This window comes from Burkholderia sp. AcTa6-5 (assembly GCF_017815075.1).
GTDB classification, from domain to species: Bacteria; Pseudomonadota; Gammaproteobacteria; order Burkholderiales; family Burkholderiaceae; genus Burkholderia; species Burkholderia sola.
Genome location: NZ_JAGIQE010000001.1, coordinates 140,621 through 153,138 on the forward strand (window position 1 = coordinate 140,621; position 12,518 = coordinate 153,138).

11 protein-coding genes are annotated in these 12,518 nt (G+C 67.7%); 3 read left to right on the forward strand and 8 right to left on the reverse strand.

Features of this window, described 5'->3' with window-relative positions:
- Nucleotides 1–209 precede the first annotated feature (209 nt).
- Together J8I33_RS00565 and J8I33_RS00570 are read right to left on the reverse strand one after the other, a co-directional pair.
- Nucleotides 210–1,535 (reverse strand): MFS transporter, encoded by a 1,326-nt coding sequence (locus J8I33_RS00565; protein ID WP_209924941.1) that lies wholly within the window; start codon nt 1,533–1,535, stop codon nt 210–212.
- Between the two features lie 43 nt (nt 1,536–1,578).
- The gene (locus J8I33_RS00570) at nt 1,579–2,763 is read right to left on the reverse strand and encodes a M20 aminoacylase family protein (RefSeq protein ID WP_209932575.1); all 1,185 of its coding nucleotides are present in this window, start codon (nt 2,761–2,763) and stop codon (nt 1,579–1,581) included.
- A gap of 181 nt (nt 2,764–2,944) precedes the next feature.
- Here J8I33_RS00570 and J8I33_RS00575 point away from each other — a divergent pair, with 181 nt between their 5' ends.
- On the forward strand, nt 2,945–3,847 hold the full coding sequence (locus J8I33_RS00575; protein WP_050012778.1) for a LysR substrate-binding domain-containing protein: 903 nt from the start codon (nt 2,945–2,947) through the stop codon (nt 3,845–3,847).
- A gap of 172 nt (nt 3,848–4,019) precedes the next feature.
- Nucleotides 4,020–4,340 carry a pyrimidine/purine nucleoside phosphorylase gene (locus tag J8I33_RS00580; RefSeq protein WP_006478890.1) on the forward strand — a complete coding sequence of 107 codons (321 nt, stop codon included), beginning with the start codon at nt 4,020–4,022 and terminating at the stop codon, nt 4,338–4,340.
- A 98-nt stretch (nt 4,341–4,438) separates the two neighbouring features.
- Here J8I33_RS00580 and J8I33_RS00585 read toward each other — a convergent pair whose 3' ends face one another.
- The 4 genes from J8I33_RS00585 to J8I33_RS00600 form a co-directional block, all read right to left on the reverse strand.
- On the reverse strand, nt 4,439–4,771 hold the full coding sequence (locus J8I33_RS00585; protein ID WP_209932941.1) for a hypothetical protein: 333 nt from the start codon (nt 4,769–4,771) through the stop codon (nt 4,439–4,441).
- Nucleotides 4,772–5,206: 435 nt separating this feature from the next.
- Nucleotides 5,207–6,994 carry a chloride channel protein gene (locus tag J8I33_RS00590; protein WP_209929289.1) on the reverse strand — a complete coding sequence of 596 codons (1,788 nt, stop codon included), beginning with the start codon at nt 6,992–6,994 and terminating at the stop codon, nt 5,207–5,209.
- A gap of 14 nt (nt 6,995–7,008) precedes the next feature.
- A complete protein-coding gene (locus J8I33_RS00595) occupies nt 7,009–7,422 on the reverse strand; it encodes a helix-turn-helix domain-containing protein (protein WP_050012872.1) in 414 nt (137 codons plus the stop codon).
- Nucleotides 7,423–7,542: 120 nt separating this feature from the next.
- Nucleotides 7,543–8,715, reverse strand: coding sequence for an HPP family protein (locus tag J8I33_RS00600; RefSeq protein WP_209932577.1), 1,173 nt, complete (start codon nt 8,713–8,715; stop codon nt 7,543–7,545).
- 360 nt (nt 8,716–9,075) lie between these two features.
- Between J8I33_RS00600 and J8I33_RS00605 the strand changes: the two genes are divergently transcribed.
- A complete protein-coding gene (locus J8I33_RS00605; protein WP_050012775.1) occupies nt 9,076–10,044 on the forward strand; it encodes a LysR family transcriptional regulator in 969 nt (322 codons plus the stop codon).
- 27 nt (nt 10,045–10,071) lie between these two features.
- Here the strand turns inward: J8I33_RS00605 and J8I33_RS00610 are convergent, their stop codons facing one another.
- Together J8I33_RS00610 and J8I33_RS00615 are read right to left on the reverse strand one after the other, a co-directional pair.
- Nucleotides 10,072–11,436: an MFS transporter gene (locus J8I33_RS00610; protein WP_050012774.1), complete on the reverse strand. Its 1,365-nt coding sequence runs from the start codon at nt 11,434–11,436 to the stop codon at nt 10,072–10,074.
- 64 nt (nt 11,437–11,500) lie between these two features.
- Nucleotides 11,501–12,439: a 2-hydroxyacid dehydrogenase gene (locus tag J8I33_RS00615; RefSeq protein ID WP_209929292.1), complete on the reverse strand. Its 939-nt coding sequence runs from the start codon at nt 12,437–12,439 to the stop codon at nt 11,501–11,503.
- Nucleotides 12,440–12,518: the final 79 nt, after the last annotated feature.

A 12,518-nucleotide genomic window follows, 5' to 3' on the forward strand; every position in this document is an offset into this window, starting at 1 on the left:
AAACGGAAAGACCCCGTCCGGAACCGGCGGGGCCTGTGGGAATCGGTGACGCTACGATCTTGCGCGCACTCGCCGCACGGGCCCGCCGAAGGCGGTCGTGCGCGTGGTCGTCGAAAGGGTGATCGTGGCGTTGTGCATTGAATGATCATGCCCGATGCGCGGGCGCGGCGTCAATGACGTACGTCACGCACCCACGCATCTCCCACCGCTCAATCCAGCGCCTTCCCGGCCTTCTCGTCCATGCAACGAATCGCGAGCAGCGTGAACACGCCACACCCGATCGCATACCACGCCGGCGCATTCGGATTCCCGGTCGCCGCGATCAGCCACGTGACGAAGAATTGCGCGAAGCCGCCGAAGATCGCGACGCCGACGCTATACACGAGCGCACCGCCCGTCGCACGCACCGCACGCGGAAACAACTCGCCGAGCATGGCCCCCGTCGCACCGATGTTGATCGCATGCACGATCGACAGCGCGGCGATGATCGACAGCAGCGACGCGGCGCCCGGCCAGCGGTTCAGCGCGATGAACGCCGGGTAGATCGCGGCCATCAACACGATGCGCGTCCACCAGACGATCCGGTTGCGCCCATACACGTCGGACAGGTGGCCGCCGATCGGCGTCACGAGCATCAGGATCGCGCCAGCGACGCAGCCGGCCGTCATCGACAGCCACGTCGGCAGGTGCAGCACCTGCACGCCGTAGATCGCCATGTAGAACACGATGATGTAGTGGATCGACGTGCCGCCGATCGTTACGCCGAGCCCCGCGAACACGGCTTTGCCGTGATGGCGCAGCACGTCGGCGAGCGGCAGCGACGCAACGGGTTCGTCGTGCTCGGCGGCGGGCGAGGGTGTCGCCGCCGGGACTTCCTCGACGGTGCGTCGCAGCCAGTAACCGAGCGGCACGAACAGCGTGCCGATGATGAACGGCACACGCCAGCCCCAGCTTTCGAGCTGCGCGGCGCTCAGCGTCGACGTCAGCGCGACGCCGGTGAGCGCGCCCGCGAGCGCGGCGAGCCCCTGGCTCGAGAACTGGAACGACGCATAGAAACCGCGACGATGCTGCGGTGCCTGTTCGAGTAGCAATGTCGTCGAGGCGCCGACTTCGCCGCCCGACGCGAACCCTTGCAGCAGCCGCGCGAGCACGAGCAGCAGCGGCGCGGCGATGCCGATCTGCGCGAAGGTCGGTGCGACCGCGATCGTCGCGGTGCCGAGCGCCATCAGCAGCAGCGTGAGGATCATCGCCTTCTTGCGGCCGGCGCGGTCCGCATACATGCCGATCACGAGCCCGCCGAGCGGACGCGTGACGAAGCCGACGCCGAAGCTCGCGACCGCGAGCATCAGTTGTCCGAACGACGAATGCACGGGAAAGAACAGCTTGCCGATCAGGATTGCGAAGAAGCTGTAGACCGTGAAGTCGTAGAACTCGAGCGCATTGCCGACGGCGGCGGCCGCGATCAGCCGGCGTTTCTTCGCGGCGGCGCGGGCGTCGACCGGCGTGCCGGCGAACGGAAGGGCGGACGTTTCCATGGGGTTCCCCCGGGTAGGCACGAAACTGCGTGGTGAAGGATCGTCAGGCCGCGAGCCATGCTTCGGCGACGCGGACCCAGTAGCTCGCGCCGATCGCGAGGATGTCGTCGTTGAAGTCGTAGCCGGGGTTGTGCACCATGCAGCCGCCCTTGCTGCCGATCCCGTTGCCGATGAACGCGTAGCAGCCGGGGCGTGCTTCGAGCATGAACGCGAAATCCTCGCTGCCCATCAGCGGCGCGGCGCCGGTTTCGACGCGTTCGGCGCCGAGCATCTGGCGCGCGATGTCGGCCGCGAACGCGGTCGGTTCCGCGTGATTGACGAGCACCGGATAGCCGTAGTCGTAGTCGACTTCCGCGGTGACGCCGAAGCTCTCCGCCTGGCCTTTCGCGAGCGCTTCGATACGGCGCGCGAGCAGCGCGCGCACGTCGGCGTTCAGCGCGCGCACCGACAGTTTCATCACGACGGTTTCGGGAATGATGTTGAACGTCTCGCCGGCCTGCACGCTGCCGACGGTGATCACGGCCGCATGCTGTGCATCGACCTCGCGCGCGACGATCGTCTGCAGCGCGACCATGATGCTGCCCGCGGCCGACATCGGATCGCGCGCGAAATGCGGCATCGCGCCGTGGCCGCCGACGCCGCGCAGCGTGATCGTCACGCGGTCGGCCGACGCCATCGCGGCGCCGGTGCGGAACGCCATGTCGCCGGCCGCGCGGCCCGGCATGTTGTGGATCGCGAAGATCGCGTCGCACGGGAAACGATCGAACAGGCCGTCGTCCATCATCGCCTTCGCGCCACCGAAGTTTTCCTCGGCGGGCTGGAAGATCAGGTTCAGCGTGCCGGAGAACCGGCGCGTGGCCGCGAGGTGGCGCGCCGCGCACAGCAGCATCGCGGTGTGGCCGTCATGGCCGCATGCATGCATCTTGTTCGCGTGGCGGCTTGCGTACGGCAGGCCGGTGGTTTCCGCGAGCGGCAACGCGTCCATGTCGGCGCGCAGGCCGACCGTGCGCGCGCCTTGCCCTTCGCGCAGCACGCCCACCACGCCCGTCTTGCCGATGCCGCGATGCACGTCGTAGCCCCAGCCGGTGAGCAACTCGGCGACGAGATCGCTCGTGAGCGTTTCTTCGAATGCGAGTTCGGGATGGGCGTGGATGCGGCGGCGCACCTCGACGAGTTCGGGGGCGATCGCGGCGATGCCGGGGATGACGGGGTTCACGGCTGGCAGCATGGTCTCTCCAGTGGGGCGGGTGGGGCGTTTGACGCGCATATGACGACCAAGCATATAAATTTCTTTTGCGTACCAGAAGCTGCTAAATTGCTTTGGTGCACACCGTCGGTTGTCGCTCGGGAATACCCTGAACCCCTGCGCGGCACGGCGCACAGGGTTTCCACGGATCACGCATTGCCCCATGAAATACCATCAGCTGAAAGCGTTCGTCACCGCCGCGGAGGAAGGCAGCATTCGTGCGGCCGCGCGGCGCCTGAACGTGTCGCCGGCCGCGCTGACGAAGGCGGTCAAGGAGCTGGAGATCGCGCTCGGCGTATCGCTCGTCGTGCGCACCGCGCGCGGCGTGCAGCTCACCGCGTTCGGCCAGCAACTGCAGGTGCGCGCGCGGCTGATCGTCGCGGAAATGCAGCGCGCCCGCGACGACATCGAGCAGGCGCAGGGCGCGATGACAGGCTCCGTCGCGGCGGCGATCACGCCGGCGGCGGCGGTGACGATCCTGCCCGACGCATTCCGTGCATTCCGGCGCCGCTTTCCGGTGGCGCGCGTCAATCTGGTCGAAGGGTTTCCCGGCGTTGCGCTACCGCGCCTGCACGACGGTTCGCTCGATTTCGCGGTGGCCGTCGTCGTGCCGGAGCTGCTGGCGGCCGAGTTCGATCATGCGGAGCTCTATGCGAGCCGCTCGCTGATCGTCGCGCGCAAAGGGCATCCGCTCGCGTCGGCCACGTCGCTCGCCGATCTCGTCGAGGCCGACTGGCTGATGAATCCGTCGCCGGAAAGCTCCACGCAGGTACTGTTCAACTCGTTCGTCGCGTACGGATTGCCGGTGCCGGCGCGTGTCGTCGAGTGCCCGAGCTTCGGTCTCGCGCACAGCCTGATGACCGGTTGCGACCTGATCGCGTCGATGCCCGAGCAATTGCTGCAAGGCGAGTGGGCACGCGATCAGCTCGCGGTGCTGCCGATCCGCGAGCGCTTGCCGGGCGTATCGGTGCAGGTCGTCACGCGCCGCGACAGCCCGCTGACGCCGGCCGCGGCGATGCTGCTCGATTGCCTGCGCGATTCCGCGCGACGCAAGGGATTAAGGTGAGCGTGCGCCCGCAAGGATCACGTAGTGATCCTGACGATCATGGGCCCGGCATGTGCCGGCCGCGCGCCATTCGGGCGCACCTTGCGCGAGCCGGTATCATAGCGGCCGGCCCGCCGCTCCGGCCGGCCGCCAACCACACCGCCATCCGGCATCCAGCAATCAGAGGCATCCCATGACCAGTGCAACCCAATTCGACAACGTATCGGTCGTCAAGCGCGCGAACGTCTATTTCGACGGCAAGTGCGTGTCGCATACCGTGCTCTTCCCGGACGGCACGCGCAAGACGCTCGGCGTGATCCTGCCGTGCGCGCTCAACTTCGGCACGGATGCACCCGAATTGATGGAAGTGCAGGCCGGCAAGTGCCGCGTGAAGCTCGACGGCAGCAGCGAATGGCAGACCTACGGCGCCGGCGAATCGTTCTCGGTCCCGGGCAAGAGCCGCTTCGACATCGAAGTGCTCGAGACGCTCGATTACGTCTGCAGCTACCTGTAAGGCGCTTCCCGCGCGGCAAAGAAAAAGCCCCGCCGAAGCGGGGCTGGTCGCAAGCGGATGGCGCAAGGCCATCCGAAGCGCCTGTTCTCGTTACTGCGTTACAGGCAGGCGTTGATGTCGCCGGCGGACGCTGCGTCGCCACGCACGCCGACCCACGTTTTCGCACCCGGCTTCCACGACGGACGAACCATCGCGGCGGCGCCGTTCGGCGGCTGCTGGCCCGGTGCATACACGTCGGTCGCGAGGCCATTGGCCAGCACGTTCTGCGAGATCACCTGTTGTTGCGACTTGTCGGCCCAGGTCTTGGCGATGCACGCCGACACCTCGGGCGCGTCTTTCTGGCTTTGTCCCACGTTCTGCGCGGCAGGTTCGGCGGCATGAGCAGAAATTGCCACGGTCAATGCGATGAGCGGTAAGTATTTCACGTTCACGTTATCTCCCTCGAGTCGTGATTGATTGAGTGGGATGCGCAGCAATGCTGCGTGCAAGTGAGATTCCATCCTGCAAGCACGGTTCCGGCCATTCCGAAACAAGTTGTTAACGCGCTTGCCAAATGGCGGCTCGGATGCTGCGCATGTTGCTGCGGCGCGGCATGCGTCGTGTACGGTTCGACGTCATGCGTGGCGCGGTCCGCGCGCTGCCCGATCGTGGTGTGGTGAAGTGACGGCCGCGGCTGGCGGGATGTCTGTGCATCCCGCGCCGCGACGCTTTATCTGATGACGAAGTGGAATGGCTGATGGATGGCCCCGTCGCATGAGCACCATGATGACAAACTTTCGTCTGCCGAATTGTTAACCAACTTTAAACGCAGGAAGGCGGCGGGGAAGCGATGCGCGGCCGGGCGAACGCCCCGCATGCGGTTTGTGTCAGCTGGCCTTGCGCGAGCCGACGTCGCGCAGGTTGACCGGAACGACCGGACGGAAGCGCTCGCGCTTCTGTTCGTCGTCGAAGTGCTGGAGCGCCGGCTTGATCAGGTCGCTGCGCGACACGATGCCCGTGACGCGCAGCGATTGTTCGTCGGCGACCACCGGCAGGCGTTCGAGGCCGAGCATCGCGAGGCGAGACGCGACGACGCGGCACGTTTCGTGCGCCAGCGCGACGGCCGGTGCGCGGTTGGCGAACGCGTCCGAGATCGGCGTGTCGGCGCCGGCTTGCGCGCGCTGCGCATCGAGCATTGCGCGATCGACGAGGCCGAGCAGTCGCCCGTGCTGCACGACCGGATACGCGCGGTGCGTCTGCCTCGCGCCGAAGTATTGCGCTTCGACGGTATCGAGCGTCGTTGCGCCGTCGATCGCGACGAGCCGATCGGCCGACGTCATCACTTCGCCGATGTCATGCCGTTCGAGCGGATCGACGCCGTATTCGCGATAGATGTGATAGCCGCGACGTGCGATTTTCTCCGTCATGATCGAGCGCTTCATCACGATGGTCGCGAAGCCGTGCGCGACGAGCGTCGCCGCAAGCAGCGGCAGCAGCGCGTTGGCGTCGTGCGTGAGGCCGAACGCGAACACGATCGCGGTGAGCGGGGCGCCGAGCGTCGCGCCGAGCGTCGCGGCCATGCACACGAGCGGCCACAACGCCGGATCGCCGCCAGGCAACACCGGCGACAGCACGGTGCCGAGACCGGCGCCGAGCATCAGCAGCGGGGCAAGCACACCGCCCGACGTGCCCGAGCCGAGCGCGATCACCCACATCACGGCCTTCACGATCAGCAGCGCGAGCGCGATCTTCAGCGCGATGTGCTGCAGCAGCAGGTCGCCGATCACGTCGTAGCCGACGCCGAGCGCGCGCGGCTCGAGCCAGCCGCCGACGCCGATCACGATCGCGCCGAGCGCCGGCCACCACATCCAGTGCACGGGCAGCTTCGCGAATGCGTCTTCGACGCGATAGAGCGCCGCCGACAGGCCGCACGCGAGCATGCCCGACAGCAGGCCCGCGACGATGCACGACAGCAGCGCGACGGGCGTCGGCGCGGCCGTCGTCAGCGGAAACAGCGGATCGACGCCGAAGAACACCGCGCGTGCGAAGCCGGCCACCGCGCATGCGAGCGCGACCGGCAGGAAACTGCGCGGACGCCATTCGAACAGCAGCAGTTCGACCGCGAGCAGCACGGCGGCCACCGGCGTGCCGAACACGGCCGTCATGCCGGCGGCCGCACCGGCGACGAGCAGCGTCTTGCGCTCGGCGGCGGTCACGTGCACGCATTGCGCGATCAGCGAGCCGAGCGCGCCGCCCGTCATGATGATCGGGCCTTCGGCGCCGAACGGGCCGCCGCTGCCGATCACGACGCCGGACGACAGCGGCTTGAGGATCGCGACCTTCGGCGACATCCGGCTCTTGCCGAACAGGATCGCCTCGATCGCTTCGGGAATGCCGTGGCCGCGGATCTTCTCCGAACCGAAACGCGCCATCAAGCCGACGATCAGCCCGCCGATCACCGGGACCGCGATCACCCAGGCGCCGAGCGTGTTGTTCGCGGGCGAATGGTCGGCGAACGACAGTTGCTGGAAGAAGAACAGGTTCGTGAACAGGCGGATCAGGCTCAACAGCACGAATGCGGCGAGCGTGCTGAGCAGGCCGATCCCGGCGGCGAGCAACGCGATCCTGGGCAGGCGTTCGTTGGTCGAGAAATCGCGTTTGTGTGGTGCGTTCATCGGAGTGGCAAGGGTCAGTAATCGATCTGGGGAACCAGGAACGTGCCCTTGAGCGACTTCAGCTCGGCACGATGCATGGCCGCGAGACGGGCAAGCAGCGTTTCGCCGGCCGGCTCGAGGTGGACTTCGACCTGGCGGCGGTCGGCTTCGCTCGGCTTGCGCTTCACGAGCCCGAGTGCTTCGCAGCGCGTCACCAGCGCGACGACGCCGTGGTGCTGCGCCTGCAGGCGTTCCGCGAGTTCGCCGATGGTCGCCCATTCGCGATGCGGATAACCCTTGATGTGCAGCAGCAGCAGGTATTGCAGCGGCGTCACGCCTTCGCTTTGCGCGGCGCGTTCGGAGAAGCGCTCGAAGCGGCGCATCTGGTAGCGGAACTCGGACAGTTGCTGGAAATCGCTTTTCGTCAGTGCGCGTCGGGTATCGGTCATCGAGGTCATTCGGGCAGTCGGTTGCGGTGACGATTAATATATCACAATGTGATATAAATGGCCGAAATCGGTCGGATTGGCTGCATTCCGCGTTCCGCCGGCGGCTACATGTGGTGCGCGCTACGCGGCTTCGAGCATTTGGGTCTGCTGATAAAGGCCCGTGACGAGATCCGTCTGCGTAATGATGCCGACGAGCCGGCGTGATGCATCGACGACCGGAATATGGTGGTGGCCCGAATGCGTGAACAGCGGCACGAGCGCGGTGATCGGCATCGTTTCCGGCACCGACGCGACGTCGCGCGTCATTACCGACGCGACGCTCGCGGGCTGGCCGCCGAACGATTGCGGCAGCCGCGCGGACAGGCGCTGCCACAGCGGGGCCGGATGGCGCAACTGGCGCGTGAGGTCGGCGCGCGTGACGATGCCGATGAGGCGGCCTTCGCCGTCGACCACGGGCAGCGCCTTCACGCGGTGGCGGTCGAGCAGCGTGAGCGCGGCCGTGACCGACGTCGACGGCGCGACCTCGATCGCATGCTTCGTCATCAGGTCGGCGCACTTCAACTGGCCGAACGTGCGCGTATAAGCCTGCATTTCCGTTTCGCGCAGCAGCGTTTCGAGATCGTCCGGATCGACGTCGAGCCATTCGCTGCGGCGCTTCAGTACCGCATCGAGGTCGTCGCGCGTGAAGCCGCCGCGCGCCGGTGCGGCGCCCGCCTGCGGTTTCGCTTCGGGGCGCACGCCGCCGTGCGGGTAGCGGTGCCCGGTCAGCGCGTGGTAGAGGAGCGCGGCCGACAGCAGGATCGCCGATTGCAGCGCGATCGGCTGCAGCACGAAGCCGAAGCCGAGCGAATGAATCGCCGGGCCGCCGACCACCGCGGTGAGCGCGACGGCGCCCGACGGCGGGTGCACGCAGCGCAGCGCGAACATGCCGCCGATCGCGCAGGCAATGGCGACCGCGGCGGCCGTGATCGGATCGGCGATCCATTGCGCGCACGCGACGCCGACGGTCGCCGCGACGAGATTGCCGCCGACGATCGACCAGGGCTGCGCGAGCGGGCTCGCCGGCACCGCGAACAGCAGCACGGCCGACGCACCCATCGGCGCGACGAGCAGCGGCACGAGGCCCGGCACGCCGGGCAGCAACCGCATCGTGACGCCGACCGTCGCAATGCCCACGAGCGCGCCGGTGCACGCGCGCAGGCGCTCGCGCCAGCCGAGGGTCATCGGATGGGGAATGAAACTGTGCAGCCATTGCCGCAACGTGCGGCGCGACGGGGAGGAGCCTGACGACATGGATGGTGAGCGGCAAAAGGACGGCGCCGGGGCGCGGTGACAAGCGTCGAATTATATCGTGTTGTGATATAAATTGCCGCGCCGCATCACGCCGTTGCACGCGCACGACGTACAAGTCTTGCAAAATCCTTTCATCGCATGAGAGCTTGCGCGCGCATCACCGCGCAAATTTGTCTGCAGCGGCGTACAATTCGGCGCAGTCAATTCCCCCGTCATGCCAGAACCCTGTCCTCGATGCCCGCTCTCCCGCCTTCTCCCCGGCACGGTGATCGATTCGACGCGGTTCGCGGCCGCGTTCCGTTGCCCCTCTGACGCGAGCGCCGCCGACGCCTCCCCACCGACTCTCTCCAAGCCAATTCAATGGACATGCTCGAAAACATGCGCCTGTTCGTGCGCGTTGTCGAAGCCGGCAGTTTTACTGCGGTCGCGAAGGAAATCGACGCGACCACCGCGCAGGTGTCGCGCGCGGTCTCGAACCTCGAAGCCCACGTACAGACGCGCCTGCTGCATCGCACGACCCGCCATCTCGGCCTGACCGAAAGCGGCGAACGCTATTTCGAGCGCGCGAAATCGATCCTCGCGGAACTCGACTACGCGAACGCGGAGGCGCGCAACGCGCTGCTGCGGCCGAGCGGCAAGATGCGCATCCATGCGATGACGGGGCTCGGGCAGAGTCATGTCGTGTCGTCGATCGTGCGCTACCAGGCGGACAACCCCGACGTGTCGGTCGAGCTGACGCTCGCGCAGCGGATGCCGAATCTGGTCGAGGAGGGCTATGACGTGTCGATCGTGACCGCGTCGCAGTTGCCCGATTCCGGCTATGTCGCGCAGACCTGCGGCACGAGCTGCAGCGTGCTGGTCGCGTCGCGCGAATACCTGGCGCGGCACGGCACGCCGCAGACGCCCGACGAGCTGCCGAACCACGTATGTCTGCGCCTCGACACGCCCGCGTCGCCGGCCGGCGAATGGCGGCTCGAACGCAGCGACGGCGAGGAGACCGTCTACGCGCTGCAGCCGGCGCCATTCCAGGTCAACGTGCCGGATGCGCTGTGCGTCGCGGTGCGTGCCGGACGCGGGATCGCGTGCGTGGCGCTGTATACGGTGCTCGACGATATCCGCGAAGGGCGCCTGATCCGCGTGCTGCCCGAATACCGGCTGCAGACGGTGAGCGTCTATGCCGTCTATGCGACGCGCCGTTATCTCGATGCGAAGATCCGCACCTTCCTCGATCACCTGCGCACGACGCTCACGCCCGCGCTGGAGAACGATCTGCGCGAACTCGACCGGCTGACGACCGAGCACGCGCCAGCCGGCCGTCAGCGCGCGTAACGGTGCGCCGTCGCACGGCCGCGACGTTCATGCGGCCGGCGCGATGCGGATCCGCTCGAAGCGGCCCGCGAGCCACGTGTACGCGGCAATGCCGATCAGCCCGTGCGCGGCGACGAACCACAACGCGCCGGCGAACGAACCCGTGCTCGCGACGAAGTAGCCGATCACGAGCGGCGTGACGATCCCGGCGATGTTGCCGAGACCATTGAAGACACCGCCGCTCAGCCCGACCATGCCTTCCGGCGCCGTGTCGGCGAGCACGGCCCAGCCGACCGCCGCGAGTCCCTTGCCGAAGAACGCGATCGTCATCAGCGCGATCACGACCGCGTTCGACGATGCGCCGTTCGCGAGCACGAGCAGCGTCGCCATCGCCATCCCCGCGACGAACGGCGTCTTGCGCGCCCGTGACGGATGCATGCCGCGCCGGATCAGCCAGTCCGACAGCAGGCCGCCGAGCACGCCGCCCGTGAACCCGCAGATCGCCGGCAGCGCGGCGACCCAGCCGGCTTCCATGATCGTCATCCCGCGTCCCTTGATCAGATAGATCGGGAACCACGTGATGAAGAAGTAGGTGAGGGCCGTGATGCAGTACTGGCCGATGTAGATCGCCCACAGGTTCCGGTGGCGGAACAGTTGCGACACGTCGCGCCACGACGCGCGCGGCCGCTCGCGCACGCGGTTCGCCTCGAGATCGACGAGCGCGCCGTGGGCGCGCAGGTAGTCGCGCTCCGCGTCGGTCATGCGCGGGTGGCCGTGCGGTTCGCGATACCACGCGAACCACAGTGCGGCGAGCGCGATGCCGAGCAGCCCCATCCACAGGAATACGTGTTCCCAGCCGAGCGCATGCGTGAGCCACGCCATCGCCGGCGTGAACAGCACGACGGCCATGTATTGCGCGGAATTGAACAGCGCGGACGCGGTGCCGCGCTCGGCCGTCGGGAACCAGCAGGCGACGATCCGCGAATTGGCCGGGAACGCCGGCGATTCGACCAGGCCGAGCATGAAGCGCATCACGAACAGCGCGAGCGTCGCGGCCGCGCCCTGCACGGCGAACCCGCCGACCGTGCCTTGCAACATCGTGAATATCGACCACAGCAACAGGCTCAGGCCGTACACGCGCCGCGCGCCGAAGCGATCGAGCAGCCAGCCGCCCGGAATCTGGCCGATCGCATAGGCCCACGCGAACGCCGAAAAGACGATGCCGAGCTGGACGGGCGTGAGTCCGAGGTCGTGCGCGACGCCGGTGCCGGCGATCGACATCGTCGCGCGGTCCGCATAATTGATGACGGTGACCGCGAAAATCAGCGCGAGGACCGCATAACGGACGCGACCGATCGTGCGCGACGCGGCGGACGATGCGGCGAGCGCAGCGCCGCTGGATCGATTGGACATGCATGTCTCCTGGCCTTCGTCGTGCGAAGGCATCGGTGTTGTAACGGGAAGGGGCGTGCCGCGCTCAGCGCGTGACGCTGGTCGGCGGGCGCTGGCCCGCGAAGCACGCGGCGAGGTTCGCGAGCACGATGCGGCCCATTGCCTCGCGCGTTTCGTGCGTGGCGCTCGCGCGGTGCGGCTGCACGACCACGCGATCGAGTTCGAGCAGCGCGGCCGGCACGTGCGGTTCGTTCGCGAATACGTCCAGCCCGGCGCCGGCGATCATGCCGTCGGCCAACGCGCGCACGAGCGCGGCCTCGTCGACCAGCTTGCCGCGCGCGACATTGATCAGGAATCCTTTGGGGCCGAGCGCGGCGAGCACGTCGGCCGTCACGATCACGTTGCCGTGATCGGCCGACGCCGCGATCACGAGCACGTCGCTGTCGCGCGCGAGCGCGGCGAGGTCGGGCACGAAGCGATAGCCGCTGTCGCGATGCTCGCGCGGGCCGAAGTAACTGACGGGCATCCGGAATGCCTGCGCGCGCTGTGCGATCGCGCGCCCGACGCGACCGAGCCCGACGATGCCGAGCCGCTTGCCCGTGACCTGCGTCGCGAGCGGCTGGGCCGTCTTGCCCCAGCGGCCGGTGCGCACGATCCGCTCGCCGGCGCCGAGGTCGCGCAGCGTCATCAGGATCAGCCCGAGCGCCATGTCGGCGACGTCGTCGGTCAGCACGTCCGGGGTGGTCGTCACGTGGATGCCGCGCGCCCGCGCGCGGTCGAGATCGACCGCGTCCGTGCCGATGCCGCTGATCGCGACGATCTCGAGCGCGGCGAGCCGGTCCATCAGCGCGGCGGACAGGCCGTTCGCGCCGCCGGTCACGACGCCGCGAATGCGCGACGCCACGCGATCGAGCAGCGCGTCCGGTTGCTCGGCCGCATACAGTCGATGCACGGTGTAACGGGCGGACAGTTCGGCGTCGATGGTGTCGGGGAGCGGCTGCGTCAGCAGGATGTCGATGGTCATGAAAGTCTCGGTCGTCGTGCGCGACGTAGGCCGCGCATCAGGTGGAACCGAGTATAGAAATCGCATCGATATCGGTCTA

Bases quoted from the DNA above. Each gene is read 5' to 3' on its own strand.
- J8I33_RS00575 (WP_050012778.1), top strand. From the start codon at position 2,945: ATGAAATACCATCAGCTGAAAGCGTTCGTCACCGCCGCGGAGGAAGGC.
- J8I33_RS00580 (WP_006478890.1), top strand. From the start codon at position 4,020: ATGACCAGTGCAACCCAATTCGACAACGTATCGGTCGTCAAGCGCGCG.
- J8I33_RS00595 (WP_050012872.1), bottom strand. From the start codon at position 7,422: ATGACCGATACCCGACGCGCACTGACGAAAAGCGATTTCCAGCAACTG.
- J8I33_RS00565 (WP_209924941.1), bottom strand. From the start codon at position 1,535: ATGGAAACGTCCGCCCTTCCGTTCGCCGGCACGCCGGTCGACGCCCGC.
- J8I33_RS00570 (WP_209932575.1), bottom strand. From the start codon at position 2,763: ATGCTGCCAGCCGTGAACCCCGTCATCCCCGGCATCGCCGCGATCGCC.
- J8I33_RS00590 (WP_209929289.1), bottom strand. From the start codon at position 6,994: ATGAACGCACCACACAAACGCGATTTCTCGACCAACGAACGCCTGCCC.
- J8I33_RS00600 (WP_209932577.1), bottom strand. From the start codon at position 8,715: ATGTCGTCAGGCTCCTCCCCGTCGCGCCGCACGTTGCGGCAATGGCTG.
- J8I33_RS00610 (WP_050012774.1), bottom strand. From the start codon at position 11,436: ATGTCCAATCGATCCAGCGGCGCTGCGCTCGCCGCATCGTCCGCCGCG.
- J8I33_RS00605 (WP_050012775.1), top strand. From the start codon at position 9,076: ATGGACATGCTCGAAAACATGCGCCTGTTCGTGCGCGTTGTCGAAGCC.
- J8I33_RS00615 (WP_209929292.1), bottom strand. From the start codon at position 12,439: ATGACCATCGACATCCTGCTGACGCAGCCGCTCCCCGACACCATCGAC.